This is a genomic window from Kitasatospora sp. NPDC087271 (genome assembly GCF_044744605.1).
Lineage (GTDB): Bacteria > Actinomycetota > Actinomycetes > Streptomycetales > Streptomycetaceae > Kitasatospora.
The window spans coordinates 346810-366118 of record NZ_JBIUYQ010000005.1; the positions used below are offsets into that span (position 1 = coordinate 346810).

Genomic DNA, 19309 nt, shown 5'->3' on the forward strand with positions numbered 1-19309 from the left:
ACGCAGCAGCGATCCTCCCTGCGAGAGCGCACGGCGTCGGACCACACGGCGGCGCTGAGCGGCGGCGGCCGTGAGGGCATGACGGAGCGTCAGACGTCGTGCGTCGGGGCGCGGTTGAGCGCATGACGCAGCGTCAGGTGAACGCGCGCAGGGAAGGTTGTTACCGCGTGCCAGAGGTGATCGAGAGCATGCGGGGGCAGGGGCGACTATGGCCCGGACTATCGCAGTCCATGTCTCTCGCCTCCTCCCGGTCGGGGGCGCACCGTCTGTGCACCGCATCGCGACACGGCAAGGAGCGGACCGGCCCCACGGGACCGGCACACCCCAACTCGTCAGAGCTTTGGCACTCCACGGCGTGTCCAGCCCGATCGGCCGGAAGCCACTTGGGGTCAACCCTTAACTCGGGAAGACCTGTCCTGAACCTGGGCGTCTCTCGACGTCGTCGGGTCAGTGGCCTGTGTCCGTGAAGACGCCTCACCGAACGAGGTGCCTTTCAAATCTCGTCAAGCATAAACCCTCCCCTTCACCCGGATAGCGGCGTCTCGACCGAACTTCGACAGCTTTGTAGAAGCTTGACCAAACCCACCCCTCGACGTGCACCCCCGTCCGGCATATATAGTTCACCGACATATGCAGCTCAACAGCTCACGAGGGGGAAGTGTGTCCCACAGCGATCCGACCCGATCCGCACCCGTCCTGCACCTGGCCAACGTCACCCGGGTGCACGGGCGGGGAGCCGCCGAGGTACACGCCCTGCGCGGCGTCGAACTGGCCGTCCACCCCGGCGAGTTCGTCGCCGTCATGGGCCCGTCCGGCTCCGGGAAGTCCACCCTGCTGACCCTGGCCGGCGGACTCGACGCGCCCAGCGAGGGCGAGATCCTGGTCGAGGGCGTGGCCCTCGGCGGCCTCAGCCGCGGCCGGCTCGCCGACCTTCGGCGGCGCTCCATCGGGTACGTCTTCCAGGACTACAACCTGATCCCCGCCCTCACCGCCGCCGAGAACATCTCGCTGCCCCGCGAACTCGACGGAGTCTCCGGACGCACCGCCCGCCGCGAGGCGCTCGCCGCCCTGGAGGAACTCGGCATCGGGGAGCTCGCCGACCGCTTCCCCGACGACATGTCCGGCGGCCAGCAGCAGCGCGTCGCCATCGCCCGCGCGCTGATCGGCGAGCGCCGCCTCGTCCTCGCCGACGAACCGACCGGCGCCCTCGACTCCGCCACCGGCGAGGCCGTGCTCGCCGTGCTGCGCGCCCGCTGCGACGCCGGGGCCGCCGCGATGATGGTCACCCACGAGGCCGCGCACGCCAGTTGGGCCGACCGGGTGGTCCACCTGAAGGACGGCGCGGTCGCCTCCGAGAGCCACGGGCGGCGCACCGGCAAGCGCCGGCTGAGCGCCGAGCCGCTCAGCGCCCCGGCCGACGGCTACGGCCACGCGGCCGACGGGGCCGGGCACTCGGCCACCGGCACCGGGCACGCGGTCGGCGACTTCGGCCACGCGGCCGACGGCTTCGGCGAGGTGGCCCGATGAGACTCGGCGCCTGGAAGGTCGCCCTGCGCATCGCCCGCCGCGACGCGCTGCGCGCCAAGGGCCGCAGCGCCCTGATCGTCGCCATGATCGCGCTGCCCGTCCTCGGCGTCACCGGCGCCGACGTCGTCCACCGCAGCGGGCAGCTCACCCCGGCCGAACGGGTCGAACGGGTGTTGGGAGGGGCGGACGCCCTCGTCACCTCGCTCGCCCCCGGCCGGGCCGTCGAGCAGGCCCCGGTCGCCGAGGACGGCGCCTTCGCGGCCCAGCCCCGCCCCGGGCAGCCGCCCACGGCCGAGCAGCAGAAGGGCGCCGGCACCGACCCGGTCACCCTGGTCACCGGACTGCTGCCGCCGGGCAGCGTGCTCACCTCCGCCCGGCAGGGCCCGGAGACCGGCGCGACCTCCCCCGAAGGCCTGGTCCGCACCCTCACCACCGAGGCCGACCTCACCGACCCGCTCTGGCACGGCCGGCTCAACCTGGTCGACGGCCACGCCCCGGGCGGCCCGCGCGAACTGGCCGCCACCCGGGCCTTCCTCGACAACTCCGGGCTGGCCGTCGGCGGCACCACCACCTTTCCGGGCCTGGAGCGGACCACCTTCACCATCACCGGCGTCGTCGAGCACCCGGACGACCTCCGCCGGGTCGAACTCGTCGCCCAGTCGGGCGCGTTGCTGAGCCAGCTCGCCGCCGCCACGCCTCCCGGCAGCCCGGCCGCGGCACCGCCGGAGCCCGAACGCGGCGCCTGGCTGGTCCGGCTCCCCGCCGGGGCCACCCTCGACTGGGCCAAGGTCCAGGAGTTCAACGCCCACGGCTACACCCTCACCGCCCGCTCGGTCGCGCTCGCCCCGCCGCCGCGCGCCGCCGTCCCCTACTACCGGGACGCCTACCGCTCCTTCGGCCCCTCCGCCGACGACAACACCAAGGTCGTGGTGGCCACCGTCACCGGCATGGGCCTGCTGGAGGTCGCCCTGCTCGCCGGCCCCGCCTTCGCGGTCGGCGCCCGCCGCTCCCGCCGCCAGCTCGCGCTGCTCGGCGCCGCCGGCGGCCGGCGGACGCACGTCGGCGCGGTGGTGCTCGGCGGCGCCCTCGTCCTCGGCGCGGCCGGGGCCGTGGTCGGCTTGGTCCTCGGCGGCGGCCTCGTCGCCGGGCTGCGCCCGTGGATCGAACGGGCCGGCGGCGCCCGCTTCGGGCACTTCGCCCTGCCGCCACTGGACCTGCTCGCGATCGGCGGGATCGGCCTGCTCACGGCGCTCCTCGCGGCCGCGCTGCCCGCCCGGCAGGCCGCCCGCCGCAGCGTCACCGCCGGACTCACCGACCGGGACACCGTCCAGGCCCCGAACCGCTGGGTCACCGTGCTCGGTGTGCTGCTGCTCGCCGTCGGCGCCGCCCTGGCCCTGTACGGCGCGAGCGCGCTGCAACACGGCGGCGTGCCCGTCGTCAGCACCTACGACACCCGCACGCTGACCGTGCTCGGCGGCTCCGTCATCGCCGAACTCGGCCTGCTCGCCTGCACCCCCGCACTCGTCGCCCTGCTCGGCCGGTTCGCCAGGCGGCTGCCGCTCGGCCCCCGACTCGCCCTGCGCGACTCCGCCCGGCACCGCTCGCGCACCGCGCCGGCCGTCGCCGCCGTGATGGCCGCCGTGGCCGGGGCCGTCGCCATCGGCGTCTACAGCACCAGCACCGACGCCGAGAACCGCCGCGACTACCGGCCGCAGGCCCCGTACGGCGCCGTGCAGCTCCTCTCCACCGTCGACGGACCGCAACTCGACGGCCTGCGCGCCGAGGTGGGCAAGCAGCTGACCGACCTGGGGCCGCGCGCCGACCTCGGCGAAGCGGTGTACCAGTTCTGTGCCAACTGCTCCAGCACCGTCCAGCTCAAGGGCACCGTGAACTGGCGCACCGCGTCCGGCCCGCCGCACCTGGCCTCCGGGGACGCCGCCATGCTCCGCACCCAGTTCGGCATCCACGACCCGGCCGCCGAACAGGCCCTGGCCGCCGGGAAGATCCTGGTCTTCGACCGCGCCTTCCTCGCCGGCGACGGCCGGGCGGTGCTCCAGCTGCGCGGCAGCTCCGGCGCGCCGCTCCAGCCCGGCGAGGTCCCCAAGCCCGACCTCCAGGAAATCCCGGCCGACGCCGTCCTGGTCGAGAACCCGGCCGCCGCCCGCTTCGCCCAGGGCCTGATCCTGCCCTCGGCGCTGCCCAAGCTCCTGCCCGGGCTCACCGCGAAGCCCACCGGCTCGATCTGGGTGCCCGCCACCCCGCCCGACCGCAAGGCCCAGCAGCGCGCCGAGGCCGCCGTCGTCCGGCTCGACCGGGCCGCCCAGCTGGAGGTCGAGCGCGGCTTCCAGCCCCGCGGCGACGCCCTCACCCTGGCCCTCAGCGGCTTCGCCGGACTGGTCGTCCTCGGCGCCGCCGGCATCGCCACCGGACTGGCCGCCGCCGACTCCCGCCAGGACCAGGCCACCCTGGCCGCCGTCGGCGCACCACCGCGGATCCGCCGCACCATGGCGGGACTGCAGTGCGCGATGATCGCCCTGCTCGGGGCGCTGCTCGGGGCGGTCAACGGCTTCGTCCCCGCGGTGGGCCTGCTGAAGTCCCGGGCGAGCGGGTTCGGCGGCCACCCGGCCCTGATCACCGCCCCCTGGGGCCAGCTGCTGCTGGTCGTCCTGGTGCTCCCGGTGCTGGCGGGGCTGCTCGCCGCCCTGCTGACCCGCTCCCGCATCCCGATGGGGCGGCGGCTGTCCTGACCCCTGGCGCACGCCGGTGCCCGCCCCCCCGTTCCGGAGGGCGGGCTTCGGCGTGCGCGGGCGACCCACGCGCGAGAGCGCCGTACCATGGGCGGGTTCTAGCGGGCGAAGGGCGCCGGCGGTCGGCGAGGGAGAGAACGGCGGTGCTGCGCGGGTTCGGCGACCTGGAGGCCGAGATCATGGACCGGCTGTGGTCCTGGGGCCGGGCCGCCACCGTGCGCGAGGTGGTGGACGACCTCCAGCGCCAGCGGCCGGTCGCGTACACCACCGTCACCACGGTGGCCGACATCCTGCACACCAAGGGCTGGCTGCGCCGGGACAAGGTGGGCCGGGCCTGGGCGTACGAGCCGACCTGCACCCGGGAGGCGTACACCGCGCGGCTGATGCGCCAGGCGCTGGAGACCACGCCGGACCGGGCGGGTGCGCTGCTGCACTTCGTCGACGGGATGAGCAGCGACGAGGCGTCCGCGCTGCTGGCGGCGCTGGAGCAGGTGAAGGCCCGGGACGCCGGGTGACCCTCGCGCTGCTCGGCCTCCACCTGGCCGTGACCGGGGTCCTGCTGCCGCGCCGGCTGGCCGGCTCGGCCCGGTTGCAGGCGCGCCCGGCGGCGGGCGCCGCGCTCTGGCTGGCCCTGATGGCCTCCTTCCTGGTCGCGTTGCTGCTGGCGGCGCACCACGCGGTGGAGCCGTTCGCCCACGAGCCGGCCGGGCTGGTCGGGCTGTTCCCGCACCCGGAGCCGCCCGGGCCCGTCGCCCCGCACACCCACGACTGGTGGCTGCTGGCCGCCGCCGGGGCCGCGATCGCCACGATGGTGGCGGCCGTCGGCGTCCGGGCCGGACGGGCGCGCCGGCGGCACCGGGCGATGCTGGACGTGGTCGCCGTCCGGGACGGGCGCTGGGGCGCCCTGATCCTGGAGCACGCCCACCCGACCGTCTACTGCCTGCCCGGCCGCAGCTCCCGGGTGGTCCTGTCACGCGGGGCCCTGCGGCTGCTGGACGACCGGCAGTTGGCCGCGGCGGTGGCGCACGAGCACGGACACATCCGCGGCCGCCACCACCTGTTCCGGCTGCCGGCGGACACCTTCGCCCTGCTGTTCGGCCCGCTGCCGCTGGCCCGGCGCGGGCGGGCGGAGGTGGGACTGCTGCTGGAGATGGCGGCCGACGACGCCGCGCTGGCGCGGGTGTCGCGCAGCGAACTGGCCTCCGCGCTCTGCGCCCTGGCGACGTCCGGGGCCCCGACGGGCGCCGCGCACGGCGTCGCGCCGGGCACGGCGTACGGCATCGCGCCCGGCGGGTCGCTGGCGGTGGCCGCCACCGGGGTGCTGGCCCGGGTCCGCCGGCTGGCCCGACCGGGGCACGGCCGACGAAGGCGCCGACTGGCCTTCTGGATGGTGGTGTCGGCGCTCCCGCTGCTGCCGTACCTGCTGGCCTGCGCGCCGCACCCGTAGGGCGTCCGCCGTCCCCCGGTCACGATGCCGGGCGGACCCTAGCGGTGCCGCAGGTACGCCTCGGCGGTTTCGCGCAGGCGGTCGTGCAGGCCGTCGTAGGCGCGGACCCGCCCGAGCAGGCTCTTCGGCAGCTTGGCGACCATCGTGTAGTTGGTGTCGCAGACGTTGGCGGCCGGCGCCAGCCCGGCCTGGCTGACCAGTTGGTAGGCGTCGAGCTGGTCCAGGCCGAGCAGGTGCCCGGTCCAGCCGACCAGGTCGTGCTGGCTGATCCGGAACGCGTCCTCCAGGGGGCGGGCGGAGCCGGTGCTGATCAGGAAGCGGTCGTCCTCCAGCCGCGGCCAGGCCGGTCCGCCGCCCTTGACCAGGTCGACGATCACGGTGGTGCGCATGGCCGCCTCCACCGCCGTCCCGCACACCTCCCCCTCCCCCTGGCGGGCGTGGCCGTCGCCGATGGCGAGCAGCCCGCCCGGGACGTTGACCCCGAAGTAGGCGGTGGTGCCGGCCCGCATCTCGGGGGTGTCCAGGTTCCCGCCGTGCGCGCCCGGCGTGATCGAGGCCAGCACCTCGCCGGCCGCCGGGGCGACCCCGACGGTGCCGTGCATCGGGTCGAGCGGGAGGTCCACCGTGAAGTCGCTGTTCCGGGCCCGGAATCGGCAGAAGCCCGCCTTGAGGTCCAGGTCGTAGACCCAGACCCGCTCCTCCAGCGGCGGGTGCAGCATCGCCGTGCTGTGGGTCGCGGTCAGCGCGCCGAAGTGCGGGAAGGTGCTGGAGACTCCGTACTCCCGGGCCGGGGTGATCTCCACGAAGTGCACCGCGAGGACGTCGCCGGGCTCCGCGCCCGCCACCGCGATCGGCCCGGTGACCGGGTTGAGGTAGGGGAAGACGCAGACCTGGCTGGGCAGGTCGCCGGTGCCGCGCACCTTGCCGCCGAAGCAGTCCTCGGTGGTCAGTTCGACGATGGTGCCGGGCCGCACGGTGACGAGCGGTGCGCGTCCGCCGAAGGTGTAGGCGTAGTCGGCCGGGGCGGGGGCCAGCTGGACGGTCTCGGGCAGGCTCACGGGTTCTCCTCGCGGGTGGTGGGCGCATCGACGGTGGATTCGGGCCCGGTGGCGGGATCGGGCTCGGTACCGGATCCGGGCTCGGTGCAGGATCCGGGCTCGACGGCCGATTCGGGCTCGACGGCCGATTCGGCCTCGATGACGGCCAGTCGGGGCTTGCGGCCGGTGGCCACCAGCCCGGCCAACACGACCGCGCCGACGGCCAGCCAGACGAAGCCGAGCCGCTGGGCCGCTATGTTGGCGTTCACGACCACGTAGGCGAGGATCGCGAAGCCGAGGACCGGCGCGATCAGGTGGCGCCAGTAGTCCCTGCTGCGTCGGCGGATCAGGTAGTGGACGACGACGGCGACGTGCAGGACCAGGAAGGTGGTCAGCGCGCCGAAGTTGACCAGGGTGCTCAGCAGGGTGATGCCGTCGTCGCGCGAGGCCATGTAGAGGCCGAGCAGCAGCGAGATCGCGGCGGTCAGCAGGGTGGCGTTGACCGGCACCCGGCGCTCGGGGTGGATCCGGGCCAGGAAGGCGGGCAGCTGGCGGTCCCGGGCCATCGCGTACAGCAGCCGCGAGGTGGCGGCCTGGGCGACCAGGGAGTTGGCGAAGCCCCAGGCGACGGCGGTGGAGGCGGCGGTCAGCGTGGCGAGCCAGCTGCCGGCGGCGGTGCGGGCCGCGTCGTAGAAGGCGGTGCCGTTCGGATCGCCGTCCCGGATCAGGGCGTCCGGGTCCGGCACCAGCAGCGAGGCCACCCACGTCTGCACGATGAACAGCGTGCCCGCGAGCAGCAGCGCGGCGACCATCGACCGGCCGACGGCCTTGGTGGAGTCCCGGTTCTCCTCCGAGAGGGTGGAGATCCCGTCGAAGCCGAGGAAGCTGAGCACCGCGATCGAGACCGCGCCGAAGACCAGGCTCCACGAGAAGGTGTGCGCGTTGTAGAGCGGGGTGAAGTCGAAGCCCCGGCCCTTGCCGGAGGCGAGCGCGATCACGCCGACCACCACGAACAGCGCCAGCACGACGAGTTCGCCGATCAGCATCGCCTTGTTGACCCTGGAGGTGGTCTCGATGCCCAGGTAGTTGACCACGGTGTTGAGCAGCACGAAGCCGACCAGCCAGAGCCACACCGGGACGGACGGGACCAGCGAGTTCATGGCGACACCGGCGACCAGGTACAGCAGCCCCGGCACCAGCACGTAGTCGAGCAGGATCATCCAGCCGGACAGGAAGCCGACCGGCGCCGCGATGCCCCGCCCGGCGTAGGTGTACACCGAGCCGGCCATCGGGAAGGCCCGCGACATCTGGGCGTAGGACAGGGCGGTGAACATCATCGCGACCATGCCCAGGACGTAGGCCAGCGCGACCATGCCGCCGGAGCCCTGGAACACGCCGCCGAAGATGCCGAACGGTGCGATCGGCACCATGAAGACCAGGCCGTAGACGAGCAGGTCGGTGAAGGTCAGGGACCGGCGGAGTTCCTGTTGGTAGCCGTAGCTCTCGATGTTCCGGGGCGCGGGCGTGTCAGCCATGGTGCTCCCTCTCCGTGACGACCCTGGGGGTGTGGGGAGACTGTAGGGGCAAGTACTTCCAGATGGTCCTGTTTCCACGTTCCGCCACACGAGGAGGACCGACCGGGCGGCCCCGGAGAACGCGAAGGCCCGCCCCCGCCGAGGCGGGAGCGGGCTGCCGGACTGCCGGTGCCGGACTTCCTACGGCCGGACGGCGCCCACGTACGGCATGGCGCTGATCGGGAGGACCTCGACGTTCTTGCCGGTGCGCGGGGCGTGGATCATCTTGCCGTCGCCGATGTAGATGCCCACGTGGTGGATGTCGGGGTAGAAGAAGACCAGGTCGCCGGGCTGGAGGTCGGCGCGCTGGACGCGGGCGCCGCTGTTCCACTGGTCCTGGGACATCCGGGGCAGCTTGACGTTGGCCGAGCGGTAGGCGCCGCCGGTGAGGCCGGAGCAGTCGAAGCTGCTGGGGCCGGTCGCGCCCCAGCCGTAGGGCTTGCCGAGCTGGGCGTAGGCGAACTGGAGGATGGCGGCGGCTCGACCGCTGGCGGGCGGCGCCGGGGTGTTCATGTTCTGGCGCTCCGAGGAGCGGGAGGCCCGGTCGGCGGCGGCCGCCGCCTGGGCCTCGGCCTTGGCCTTCTCGGCGTTCTGCTGGGCGTTGATCTTGGCGCGGTCCTCGGCGCTCAGCTTGTTGAGCATGCCCTGTGCCTGGGCGAGCTTGGCCTGGATCTGCTTCTTCTTCTCCCCCAGCTCGGTGCCGACGGAGTCGAGCTGGGCCAGGGTGGCGGTGGCCTCGGCGCGGTCCTGGTCGAGCTTGCGCTGCTCGTTCTGGGCCTGCTTGAGCAGGGATATCTGGGAGTCGGCGAGGTGGTTCTGCACCGAGGCGCGCTCCAGGTAGGCGGCCGGGTCGGAGTCGAGCATCAGCTGGAAGGACGGGTCGATGCCGTTGGTGCGGTACTGGTCGGCGGCCACCGCGCCGAGCTGGGAGCGCAGCTCGTTCATCGCCTCCTGCCCGCGGGCGACCTTCTCCTGGATCTTGCTGGCGTCGCCCTGGAGCTTCTGCTGCTTCTCCTGGAAGCCGTTGAACTGCTCGACGGCCTGCTCCGCCTCCTCGTTGAGCTTGTCCACCTGTTCCTTGACGGAGGCCAGGTTGGGGGCGGGCTCGGCGTGGGCGGTGCCGGAGGCGAGGACGGCGCCGCCGGCCATGGCCGTGGTGAGGACCGCCATGCGGGCCCGGCTCGGGGGGCTGGGCTTGCGACGCTTTCCCATGGCGGGGGGCTCTCCTTCGGGGGACGGCAGGGGACGGCGAAGGCGGGCGAGGACCTACGGGGGTTCGGTCCCCACCCACCTTCTTCGAAGTAACTTAATAGATGAGTGGAGGGGTTCCGCAATCCCCCTGTTCCGGGCCGTCCCTGGCGATCGATCGTGGCCCCCGGCACCGGCGTTGACCTCGGGTGCCGCCGTCCGCGGCACTCCTCGCCGCCCGGAGTGCTGAGAACGTGCCAAATCGAGGGAAAGGTCACACGGACCGCCCCTCCTGCGGGCCTGCGAACGAGCGCTAACCTGCGGTCATGAACGTCCTGCCCGAAGGGCTCCCCCTCGCCGCCGAATTCCCGGCCGCACACCGCGAGCAGTGGCAGCAGCTCGTCGAGGGCGTGCTGCGCAAGTCCGGCGCGCACCCCGCGGACGGCGCCGCCGCCGAGCGGGCGCTCACCACCGAACTCCCGGACGGGCTGCGCGCCCGCCCGCTGTACACCGCCGAGGACGCCCCGGCCGAAGCCGGCTACCCCGGCTTCCCCCCGTTCGTCCGCGGCGGCCGGCCGCAGGGCGCCGCCGTCGCCGGCTGGGACGTCCGCCAGCGGCACGCCGACCCGGACCGCCGGCGCACCAACGAGGCGGTCCTGGCCGATCTGGAGAACGGCGTCGGCTCGCTCTGGCTGGAGCTCGGCGGCGCGGGCCTGCCCGTCACGGCCCTGCCCGAGACGCTGGCCGGCGTGTACCTCGACCTGGCCGCCGTGGCACTCGACGCCGGGCCCGAATTCACCGCCGCCGCCGAGCAGTTGTTCGCCCTGTACGAGGAGCGCGAGGTCTCCCCCGGTGCCGCCGCCGGCAACCTCGGCGCCGACCCGCTGGGCCTCCAGGCCCGCACCGGCGAGACCGGACGCACCACCGCGCTGCTCGCCGAGGCCACCGCGCTGGCCGCCCGCTGCGCCGCCGAGTACCCCGGCGTCCGGGCACTGACCGTGGACGCCCTGCCCTACCACGAGGCCGGCGCCTCGCCCGCCCAGGAGCTGGGCTGCTCGCTCGCCACCGGCGTCGCCTACCTGCGGGCGCTCACCGCCGCCGGGCTGTCGGTGGACGCCGCGCTCGGCCAGCTGGAATTCCGCTACGCGGCCGACGCCGACCAGTTCCTCACCATCGCCAAGTTCCGTGCCGCGCGCCGCCTCTGGTCCCGCGTCGCCGAGGTGTCGGGGGCTTCCGCGGCGGCCTCGGCGCAGCGCCAGCACGCCGTCACCTCCCGGGTGATGATGACCGCCCGCGACCCGTGGGTGAACATGCTGCGCACCACCGTCGCCTGCCTCGCCGCCGGCGTGGGCGGCGCCGACGCCGTCACCGTGCTGCCCTTCGACAGCGCCCTCGGCCTGCCGGACGCCTTCGCCCGCCGGATCGCCCGCAACACCCAGTCGATCCTGCTGGAGGAGTCCCACCTGGCCCGGGTGATCGACCCGGCCGGCGGCTCCTGGTACGTCGAGCAGCTGAGCGAGGAGCTGGCGGCGGCCGCCTGGGCCTGGTTCCAGGAGATCGAGCGGGCCGGCGGCCAGCAGGCGGCGCTCACCGACGGGACGGTCCGCGAGCGGATCGCCGCGACCTGGGCGGAGCGTTCCGTCAAGCTCGCCAAGCGGCGTGAACCCGTCACCGGCGTCAGCGAGTTCCCGCACCTGGACGAACAGCCGCTGGTCCGCGAGCCGGCCCCGGCCGCACCGGGCGGCGGGCTGCCGCAGGTGCGCCGCGCCGAGGCGTACGAGGCGCTGCGCGACCGCTCGGACGCGCAGCTCGCGGCCACCGGCGAGCGGCCGAAGCTGTTCCTGGCCTCGATCGGCACCGCCTCCGCGCACACCGCGCGCACCACCTTCGCCGCCAACCTGTTCCAGGCCGGCGGCATCGCGACGACCTCGCTGGAGTCCGTCGACCCGGCCGCCTTCGCCGAGGCCTTCACCGCCTCCGGCGCCACCGCCGCCTGCCTGTGCTCCGGCGACGCGCAGTACGGCGAGCACGCCGAGGCCGTCGCCGGCGCGCTGAGGGCGGCCGGAGCCCAACGGGTGCTGCTGGCCGGTCGGCTCGGCGAAACCCCGGCAGGAGTAGACGAGTTCATCCACGCGGGCGGGGACGCCATCGCCGTCCTCACCTCCCTGCTCGACCAGATCGGAGTGGCACGATGATCCCCGACTTCACCGGAATCGGGCTGAACGGGGATCCCTCCGGGGACGTCACCGACGGCCAGTGGCGGGCCGCCTGGCGGCAGTCCACCGGCAAGGACGTCGACGAGCTGGTCTGGGACACCCCCGAGGGCATCGGCGTCAAGCCGCTGTACACCACGGCGGACCTGGCCGGCCTGGACTTCCTGGAGACCTACCCGGGCATCGCCCCGTACCTGCGCGGGCCGTACCCGACCATGTACGTCAACCAGCCGTGGACCGTCCGCCAGTACGCGGGCTTCTCCACCGCCGAGGAGTCCAACGCCTTCTACCGCCGCAACCTGGCGGCCGGCCAGAAGGGCCTCTCGGTCGCCTTCGACCTGCCGACCCACCGCGGCTACGACAGCGACCACCCGCGCGTCACCGGCGACGTCGGCATGGCGGGCGTGGCGATCGACTCGATCTACGACATGCGCCAACTCTTCGACGGCATCCCGCTGGACAAGATGTCGGTGTCGATGACCATGAACGGCGCCGTCCTGCCCGTCCTGGCCCTGTACATCGTGGCCGCCGAGGAGCAGGGGGTGGCACCCGAGAAGCTGGCGGGGACCATCCAGAACGACATCCTCAAGGAGTTCATGGTCCGCAACACCTACATCTACCCGCCGCAGCCGTCGATGCGGATCATCTCGGACATCTTCGCGTACACCTCGCAGAAGATGCCCCGGTACAACTCCATCTCCATCTCCGGCTACCACATCCAGGAGGCCGGGGCCACCGCCGACCTGGAGCTGGCCTACACCCTGGCCGACGGGGTGGAGTACCTGCGCGCGGGCCTGGACGTGGGCCTGGACGTGGACGCCTTCGCGCCGCGGCTGTCGTTCTTCTGGGCGATCGGCATGAACTTCTTCATGGAGGTCGCCAAGCTGCGCGCGGCCCGGCTGCTGTGGGCGAAGCTGGTCAAGCAGTTCGACCCGAAGAACGCCAAGTCGCTGTCGCTGCGCACCCATTCGCAGACCTCCGGCTGGTCGCTCACCGCCCAGGACGTGTTCAACAACGTGACCCGCACCTGCGTGGAGGCGATGGCCGCCACCCAGGGCCACACCCAGTCGCTGCACACCAACGCGCTCGACGAGGCGCTGGCCCTGCCCACCGACTTCTCCGCCCGGATCGCCCGCAACACCCAGCTGCTGCTCCAGCAGGAGTCCGGCACCTGCCGGGTCATCGACCCGTGGGGCGGCTCCGCCTACGTCGAGAAGCTCACCCACGACCTGGCGCGCCGTGCCTGGCAGCACATCCAGGAGGTCGAGGCGGCCGGCGGCATGGCCAAGGCCATCGACGCGGGCATCCCGAAGATGCGCGTCGAGGAGGCCGCCGCCCGCACCCAGGCCCGGATCGACTCCGGCCGCCAGCCGGTCATCGGCGTCAACAAGTACCGGGTGGACAGCGACGAGCAGATCGACGTGCTCAAGGTCGACAACTCCTCGGTGCGCGCCCGCCAGCTCGAGAAGCTGCGCCGGCTGCGCGAGGAACGCGACGAGGCGGTCTGCCAGGACGCGCTGAACGCGCTCACCCGGGCCGCCGAGGCCGGCCCGCAGCGCGGCGGCTCGCTCGACGGCAACCTGCTGCACCTGGCCGTCGACGCGGCCCGGGCGAAGGCCACCGTCGGCGAGATCTCGGACGCCCTGGAGAAGGTGTACGGCCGGCACAGCGGCCAGATCCGTACCATCTCCGGTGTGTACCGAGACGAAGCGGGCCCCTCGGCCTCCCTCCAGCGCACCCGCGACCTGGTCGAGCGGTTCGAGCGGGCCGAAGGCCGGCGCCCGCGGATCCTGGTCGCCAAGATGGGCCAGGACGGCCACGACCGCGGCCAGAAGGTGATCGCCACCGCCTTCGCCGACCTCGGCTTCACCGTGGACGTCGGCCCGCTCTTCCAGACCCCCGACGAGGTCGCCCGCCAGGCCGTCGAGGCGGACGTGCACATCGTCGGCGTCTCCTCGCTCGCCGCCGGGCACCTCACCCTGGTCCCCGCGCTGCGCACCGCGCTCGCCGAGGCCGGCCGGGAGGACATCACCATCGTGGTCGGCGGGGTGATCCCCCCGCAGGACTTCGACGCGCTGTACGAGGCGGGAGCGGCGGCGGTCTTCCCACCGGGCACCGTCATCCCGGACGCCGCCTACGACCTGCTCACCTCGCTGGCGGCCGACCTCGGCCACGAGCTGTGAGATTTTGATCGTATGCCTCCGCGGACGATCGACCTCGACAGCTATGTGACGGGTGTCCTCGACGGCTCGCGCGCCTGGATCGCGCGCGCCGTCACCCTCGTCGAGTCCACCCGGCCCGACCACCGCGCGCTCGCGCAGCAGTTGCTCCAACGGCTGCTGCCGCACGCGGGCGGCGCGGTCCGGGTGGGCATCACCGGCGTGCCAGGTGTCGGCAAGTCGACCTTCATCGACTCCTTCGGCACCATGCTCACGGGGCTCGGCCACCGGGTCGCGGTGCTCGCCGTCGACCCCACCTCCAGCCGCACCGGCGGCTCCATCCTCGGCGACAAGACCCGGATGGAACGCCTCGCCGTCGACCCGCACGCCTTCGTCCGCCCCTCGCCCACCTCCGGGACGCTGGGCGGCGTCGCCAAGGCCACCCGGGAGTCCATGGTGGTGATGGAGGCCGCCGGCTACGACGTGGTCCTGATCGAGACGGTGGGAGTCGGCCAGTCCGAGACCGCCGTCGCCGGGATGGTCGACACCTTCCTGCTGCTCAGCCTGGCCCGCACCGGCGACCAGTTGCAGGGCATCAAGAAGGGCGTCCTGGAGCTGGCCGACGTCATCGCCGTCAACAAGGCGGACGGGCCGCACGAGACGGATGCTCGCGCCGCGGCCCGCGAACTCGCGGGCGCCCTAAGGCTGTTGCAGGCGCCCGACGCGGCGTGGACGCCCCCGGTGCTGACCTGTAGCGGCCGGGACGGCGCCGGACTCGACGTGCTGTGGGAGCGGCTGCAGCAACACCGCAAGGTCCTCGACGCCACCGGCGCGCTGGCCGCGAAGCGGCGGGACCAGCAGGTCGAATGGACCTGGACGATGGTCCACGACCAGCTCTACGCGCGGCTGCACGAACACCCCGAAGTGCGGCGGCTCTCGGTCGAGTTGGAGGCCCGGGTCCGCGCCGGCACCATGCCGGCGGGGCTCGCCGCGCAGCAGATCCTCGACACCTTCTTCGGCTTGTTCGGCACGCCCTGACGGGAGGCGCTTCTCGGGTGGCCCCGGGGAGGAACAGGTGCGAGGGCCGTGCCGGTGTGCACGGCCCTCGCACCGGGTGTGGGGCGCCCCGCTCCCGCCCTCGTCGTCCGGATCTGCACGTGGTGGTGAGCTGTGCCGTGTGCTCTGTCACCTGTACGCGATGCTGAGCTGCATTGTTCGGTGAGGAATCGAACCCCTGCGTTGCTCTTCACGCGCCAGGGGCCGGATGAACCGCCGGCCCGCGGTGTGTGCACGCCTCCGTGGCGACTACCTGCTTCCCACACCCAGCTTGTGGGGTCAGCCCTCGATCAGGTCGATCTCCCAGTTGGTGCGCTGGATCAGGGTGTCCACCTCGCGGATCTCCTTCGCCAGGGCGTCCGCCTGGGCATGGAGCTCGGCGACCGGCAGGGCGGAGAGGATCCTGAGTTCGGACCGCAACTGCCGTACGGCTCCCCGCTGGTCGCGCCCGGAGGCGGCGTCGGCGGCCGCGGTGATCACCGAGTGGCGCAGCCGCAGGACGTCCCGGCGGGCGAGGGCGTCGGTCAGCGTGCCGCCGCCCTCGATGAGCGCGGTGGAGTTGGTCCGGTTGATCTGACGGATCAGCCGCTCCAGCTCGTCCAGCACCTCTCCGGCCTGGGCCAGGACCTCCGCCGCGCTCTCGGCCGGTTCCTCGCCCTCCTGGTAGCGGGCACTGCCGACGACGCGCGCCCGCAACTGCTCCACCTGCCGCACCGCAGCCGCGCGCTGCGCGAGCGCTTCAGCCAGTTTCACCGCGTCATCACCTCTACGTCCTGCTGATCGTCCGGCAAGTATGCACGTCGGCGCCTGACGGCACGGTTCGAGGGGTGGGGTCGGTCGGTCCGGCCGGTCGGTCGGACCGACCCGGCGGGCGCCGGGCGGGTTCATGCCTCTCGACAGCGTCCGGCCGCTGCCCGTACGTCCGCCAGCGCCCTCGCGCGGTCGACCGGCGGCGGCGAGAAGCGCCCGGGCGCCGCCAGTACGTGCTCCTCCCAGCGGTCCTGCCAGAACTCCACCGTCCAACCGGGCCATCGCTGCGGCATCTCGTACGCCTCCGCCGACGCCCCCAGCAGCCACCACCCCACCCGCCGGCGCAGCGGATCGACGTGGATCCCGGCATCGGCCGACGCCCGACAGACCCCGTGCTCGGGGCCGCCCGCCAGCCGGTCGAGCAGCGCAGCCCCCTCCCGGACCGGATGGTCGTTGACGTTCGCCAACACGTAGCAGTGCTCCGTCCCGACCGTCACCACCGCGACCATCGGCTCGGGGTCAGCGAGTTCCTCGTCGCCCGGTTCGAGCAGCGGCCCCACCGCAATCCCGTACCCACGGGCACGGACGTGTTCGGGGTCCAGCTCCAGGTACGTCCGCAGCTCGGCCGGGCCGTCGTACATCCACCGGACGTCCCACCCCGCCCACGCCTCCTGCAACAGTTCCAGCGTGGCTGCCCGGTGGCGCATCTCGGCGCTCGGCCCTTCCCAGGCGAACAGCATCAACACCTTCCGCCCGAGGTCGATCAGTGCCGCACCCTGGCAGTGCACATCGTCCAGCCACCAGTCGACCGCTCTCAGGTGCCGGACCATCGAGAGAACCTCCGCCGGCCCGGCCAGGAGGTCGAGGTCGATTCCTACCGCCCCGAACCGCGACAGGTACAGCTCGAACTCACCGCTCTCGCGGACGACGACGAAGTTCGCACGATCACCCATCCGCCCAGAATGACCACCCCCGGCACGGGCCGCCACCACATTGTGTGGACTGACCACCACCGAACCGAACCCTCCGAGCCATCCGGGCACAACTGCCAGCACAGGGCCAGACGTTGGTGTCTCGGCAGCAGCCGAGACACCAACACACAAGCCAATTCATCACTGCCAGTCAACAACCCGTCACAGTTGTGAGACCATTGATCATGCGGCGCCCGCATACGGATATGCGAGGAACGCATCGGATTGCATCATGTGACCTGGCAGGTCTCGTAGCGTTGGGGTGGGCTGTTGAACTGGAACTCGGCAGCGATCCGGGATGCCTCCCGGATGAGGAACTACGGCAAGATCATCGAGCTGACTCGAATGTACCGGCGCATGACGCAGGTGCAGCTGGGCGAGGCATGTGGACTCTCACAATCAGCGATCTCGCGACTGGAGAAGCGAGGCATCGCCCCCTATGCCATGGACGTGCTGCTGCGACTGTCGCAGCACCTGGGAATTCCAGCAGCTCTGCTCGGCCTCGCCGAAACTACGGTTCAGACGCGAATCGGAACTGAGAGCGTGGAAAGACGTCAATTCCTGGGAGCAGCCGCAGCAATCGCGGCATCCCCCGTACTAACAGCCGCCGCGGGACCCACAGACGAGGTCGAGCAGCAAGCTGTCGCACTCCGAGTCGCCACTACCTCCTACCGTCGACTAGACGGATCTACACCCTCACGAGAGCTTGCCGATGTCGCCCACTCCCATCTGCGATTGATCCAAGGGTTGATTGGCGCGGCACGGACCGATGCTCATCGAATCAGGCTCGCCGCCGTCGCGAGTGAGGCGGCGAGCCTGGCCGCTTGGCTGGCGTGGGACATGGGAGACTACGGGTCCGCGCGGTCGTTCTACGGGGCTGCAATCAAAGCCGCGCGGTCAGGAGCACACCCGCTGCTTGCCGCGTACCAAACCGGAAGCCTCGCACAGTTCGAAGCTCACACCGGCAACGCAGTCCAGGCGCTCAGTCTCACCCAGCGGGCCCGCAGCTTCCTCGAGCCTGCGTTTCCCACAGTCGCCGACGCATGGCTTTCATCGGTTGAGGCCCTCGGGCACGCAGCCGCAGGCGACCAGCGCAGTGCCGACCACGCCTTGACACGTAGCCGAGCTGCGCTTCAGGCAGACATCCGGGAAGAACCACCCCCGTGGCCCTGGGTGTTCACCTTCGACGAGTCCAAGGTGGCCGCTGCCAGAGTGACCTGCGGCGCGAAACTCGGACTCTCCAGGTGGGCATCAGAAACGGCGATCCCGGTCCCGGCGACCAGTCATGCGAAGCAACGCGCTCTGCTGTTGCTGGACATTGCAGCAGGCCATCTGGCCGCAGGACGGATCGAGGCGGCATTCGCCCTCGCCACGCAAGCTCTGGAGATCGGTCTCCAGTACCGTTCAGGTCGAATCGTCGAGAGAGGCCGCGCACTTCGACGGTCGTTCAGCACTTCCTCGCCGTCCAGGGCCGTGAGGGAGTTCGACGAACGCCTGCACGGTGTCTATCTCTAGGGAGGGATCGCAGTGCGAATCGGAGTCACCGGGCACCGGGGGCTGGCGGCCGGGGTGGAGGAGCAGGTTCGACGGCTGCTCGAAGACGCTCTCGCGGGAGAGGACCCGACTGGGCTCACGATCGTGTCCTGCATCGCGGACGGGCCGGACGCGTGGATCGCGGAGATCGCGCTCGAACGGGGGGCGCGGCTAGAGGTCGTCATTCCCGCGGATCAGTACCGGGACGGGCTACCAGATTGGCATCACCCCGTCTACGACCGGCTGTTGAGCAGTGCCAACGCCGTTCACCGAACAGGCCGGGTGGAGTCCGACGAAGCCGCGCACATGGCGGGGAGCGAGGTCCTGGTAGCCCAGGTCGACAAGCTCCTCGCCGTCTGGGACGGCCTGCCGGCCCGCGGCTACGGCGGGACGGCGGACGTGGTCGCCTACGCCCGCCAGCGCGGCGTGCCGGTTGAGGTGCTGTGGCCTCAGGGAGCGCGCCGGTGAATGCTAAATGAGTCTACCAGTCAGGCCGGACGCGCCGCCGCGACCGCGTCGGTGTACAGCTCGGCGGTCAAGTCGACTTTCCTGATGCCGAGTTCGGCCAGCACCGCACGGACGAGGGCGAGGGCCGGCGCGAGGTCGGCCTCCGTGGCGGCCGTCGTCTCGACCTCGATGAACGTGGCGTCGTCCAACTCGGGAACGCGAACGAGCGTGGCGAGCAGGTGCCTTCCGTCGCGCTGGAAGCCGTAGTTGCGGCACCGCTTCTCGAACGCGATGCGAGGGGTGAAGCCCAGGCCCCGCATGATCTCGTGCGCGGCATCGGCGTCCTCGACCTTCGTCTCGGACTCCGGCTTCGACCCGGACGCCTCGTCCACCCGGGCCCCCTTGTACGTCAGCACCGTGCGCGTGTCGTCCGGGCTGTGCACGGTACGGATCCGCAACTCGCGATCGGTGCCCATCAGGCTGCCGTCCGGCGCGTCGTAGTACGTGTCGCGGTAGACCTCGGCGCGGCCGGCACCGTGCCGGGCCTCCAGTTGCTTGAGCACGCCTTCCGGGTCGCGCACGACCGCCTTGAGCTCCGCTTCGATCGCCATCCTCGCCCCTCCGTCAGATCACGCGCTCGGCGCCGTCCACCATCACATC

General features: G+C 72.4%; 15 protein-coding genes and 1 riboswitch. Of the genes, 9 read left to right on the forward strand and 6 right to left on the reverse strand.

Annotation, left to right across the window (positions count from 1 at the left end; genetic code table 11):
• Positions 1-316: 316 nt before the first annotated feature.
• A riboswitch (M-box (ykoK) riboswitch) is annotated at positions 317-493 on the reverse strand.
• A 137-nt stretch (positions 494-630) separates the two neighbouring features.
• The 4 genes from ACIO9K_RS12050 (at position 631) to ACIO9K_RS12065 (ending at position 5721) form a co-directional block, all read left to right on the forward strand.
• Positions 631-1527 carry an ABC transporter ATP-binding protein gene (locus ACIO9K_RS12050; protein WP_400328882.1) on the forward strand — a complete coding sequence of 299 codons (897 nt, stop codon included), beginning with the start codon at positions 631-633 and terminating at the stop codon, positions 1525-1527.
• Complete coding sequence (locus tag ACIO9K_RS12055; RefSeq protein ID WP_400328885.1) at positions 1524-4274, forward strand: FtsX-like permease family protein; 2751 nt, start codon at positions 1524-1526, stop codon at positions 4272-4274. The genes ACIO9K_RS12050 and ACIO9K_RS12055 overlap by 4 nt, the downstream gene beginning before the upstream one ends.
• Positions 4275-4420: 146 nt before the next feature.
• Positions 4421-4789: a BlaI/MecI/CopY family transcriptional regulator gene (locus tag ACIO9K_RS12060; protein ID WP_363625139.1), complete on the forward strand. Its 369-nt coding sequence runs from the start codon at positions 4421-4423 to the stop codon at positions 4787-4789.
• Complete coding sequence (locus ACIO9K_RS12065) at positions 4786-5721, forward strand: M56 family metallopeptidase (protein ID WP_400328888.1); 936 nt, start codon at positions 4786-4788, stop codon at positions 5719-5721. Before ACIO9K_RS12060 ends, ACIO9K_RS12065 begins: the two co-directional genes overlap by 4 nt.
• A gap of 38 nt (positions 5722-5759) precedes the next feature.
• On the opposite strand, the gene ACIO9K_RS12070 is transcribed toward ACIO9K_RS12065, so the two are convergent.
• From ACIO9K_RS12070 to ACIO9K_RS12080, 3 genes are all read right to left on the reverse strand, one after another.
• The gene (locus tag ACIO9K_RS12070) at positions 5760-6779 is read right to left on the reverse strand and encodes an acetamidase/formamidase family protein (RefSeq protein ID WP_363625129.1); all 1020 of its coding nucleotides are present in this window, start codon (positions 6777-6779) and stop codon (positions 5760-5762) included.
• Positions 6776-8293, reverse strand: a complete 1518-nt coding sequence (locus ACIO9K_RS12075) for an APC family permease (protein ID WP_400328891.1) — start codon at positions 8291-8293, stop codon at positions 6776-6778. The genes ACIO9K_RS12070 and ACIO9K_RS12075 overlap by 4 nt, the downstream gene beginning before the upstream one ends.
• A gap of 180 nt (positions 8294-8473) precedes the next feature.
• On the reverse strand, positions 8474-9544 hold the full coding sequence (locus tag ACIO9K_RS12080; protein WP_363625125.1) for an NlpC/P60 family protein: 1071 nt from the start codon (positions 9542-9544) through the stop codon (positions 8474-8476).
• 302 nt (positions 9545-9846) lie between these two features.
• Here ACIO9K_RS12080 and ACIO9K_RS12085 point away from each other — a divergent pair, with 302 nt between their 5' ends.
• Genes ACIO9K_RS12085 through meaB form a run of 3 tightly spaced genes read left to right on the forward strand, consistent with a single transcriptional unit; the run spans position 9847 to position 14930 of the window.
• Positions 9847-11715, forward strand: coding sequence for a methylmalonyl-CoA mutase family protein (locus ACIO9K_RS12085; protein WP_400328895.1), 1869 nt, complete (start codon positions 9847-9849; stop codon positions 11713-11715).
• Positions 11712-13916: a methylmalonyl-CoA mutase gene (gene scpA / locus ACIO9K_RS12090; RefSeq protein WP_363625121.1), complete on the forward strand. Its 2205-nt coding sequence runs from the start codon at positions 11712-11714 to the stop codon at positions 13914-13916. Before ACIO9K_RS12085 ends, scpA begins: the two co-directional genes overlap by 4 nt.
• A gap of 12 nt (positions 13917-13928) precedes the next feature.
• Positions 13929-14930, forward strand: coding sequence for a methylmalonyl Co-A mutase-associated GTPase MeaB (meaB, locus tag ACIO9K_RS12095; RefSeq protein ID WP_400328898.1), 1002 nt, complete (start codon positions 13929-13931; stop codon positions 14928-14930).
• A 297-nt stretch (positions 14931-15227) separates the two neighbouring features.
• On the opposite strand, the gene ACIO9K_RS12100 is transcribed toward meaB, so the two are convergent.
• Together ACIO9K_RS12100 and ACIO9K_RS12105 are read right to left on the reverse strand one after the other, a co-directional pair.
• Positions 15228-15701 carry a DIP1984 family protein gene (locus tag ACIO9K_RS12100; RefSeq protein ID WP_363625118.1) on the reverse strand — a complete coding sequence of 158 codons (474 nt, stop codon included), beginning with the start codon at positions 15699-15701 and terminating at the stop codon, positions 15228-15230.
• A gap of 131 nt (positions 15702-15832) precedes the next feature.
• Entirely contained in the window at positions 15833-16651 is an 819-nt protein-coding gene (locus tag ACIO9K_RS12105) for a hypothetical protein (protein WP_400328901.1), read from the reverse strand.
• 288 nt (positions 16652-16939) lie between these two features.
• Here ACIO9K_RS12105 and ACIO9K_RS12110 point away from each other — a divergent pair, with 288 nt between their 5' ends.
• Complete coding sequence (locus ACIO9K_RS12110) at positions 16940-18184, forward strand: helix-turn-helix domain-containing protein (protein ID WP_400328904.1); 1245 nt, start codon at positions 16940-16942, stop codon at positions 18182-18184.
• 12 nt (positions 18185-18196) lie between these two features.
• Positions 18197-18670 (forward strand): hypothetical protein, encoded by a 474-nt coding sequence (locus ACIO9K_RS12115; protein WP_400328907.1) that lies wholly within the window; start codon positions 18197-18199, stop codon positions 18668-18670.
• Between the two features lie 20 nt (positions 18671-18690).
• On the opposite strand, the gene cyaB is transcribed toward ACIO9K_RS12115, so the two are convergent.
• Positions 18691-19260, reverse strand: a complete 570-nt coding sequence (gene cyaB, locus ACIO9K_RS12120) for a class IV adenylate cyclase (protein ID WP_400328910.1) — start codon at positions 19258-19260, stop codon at positions 18691-18693.
• Between the last annotated feature and the right edge of the window lie 49 nt (positions 19261-19309).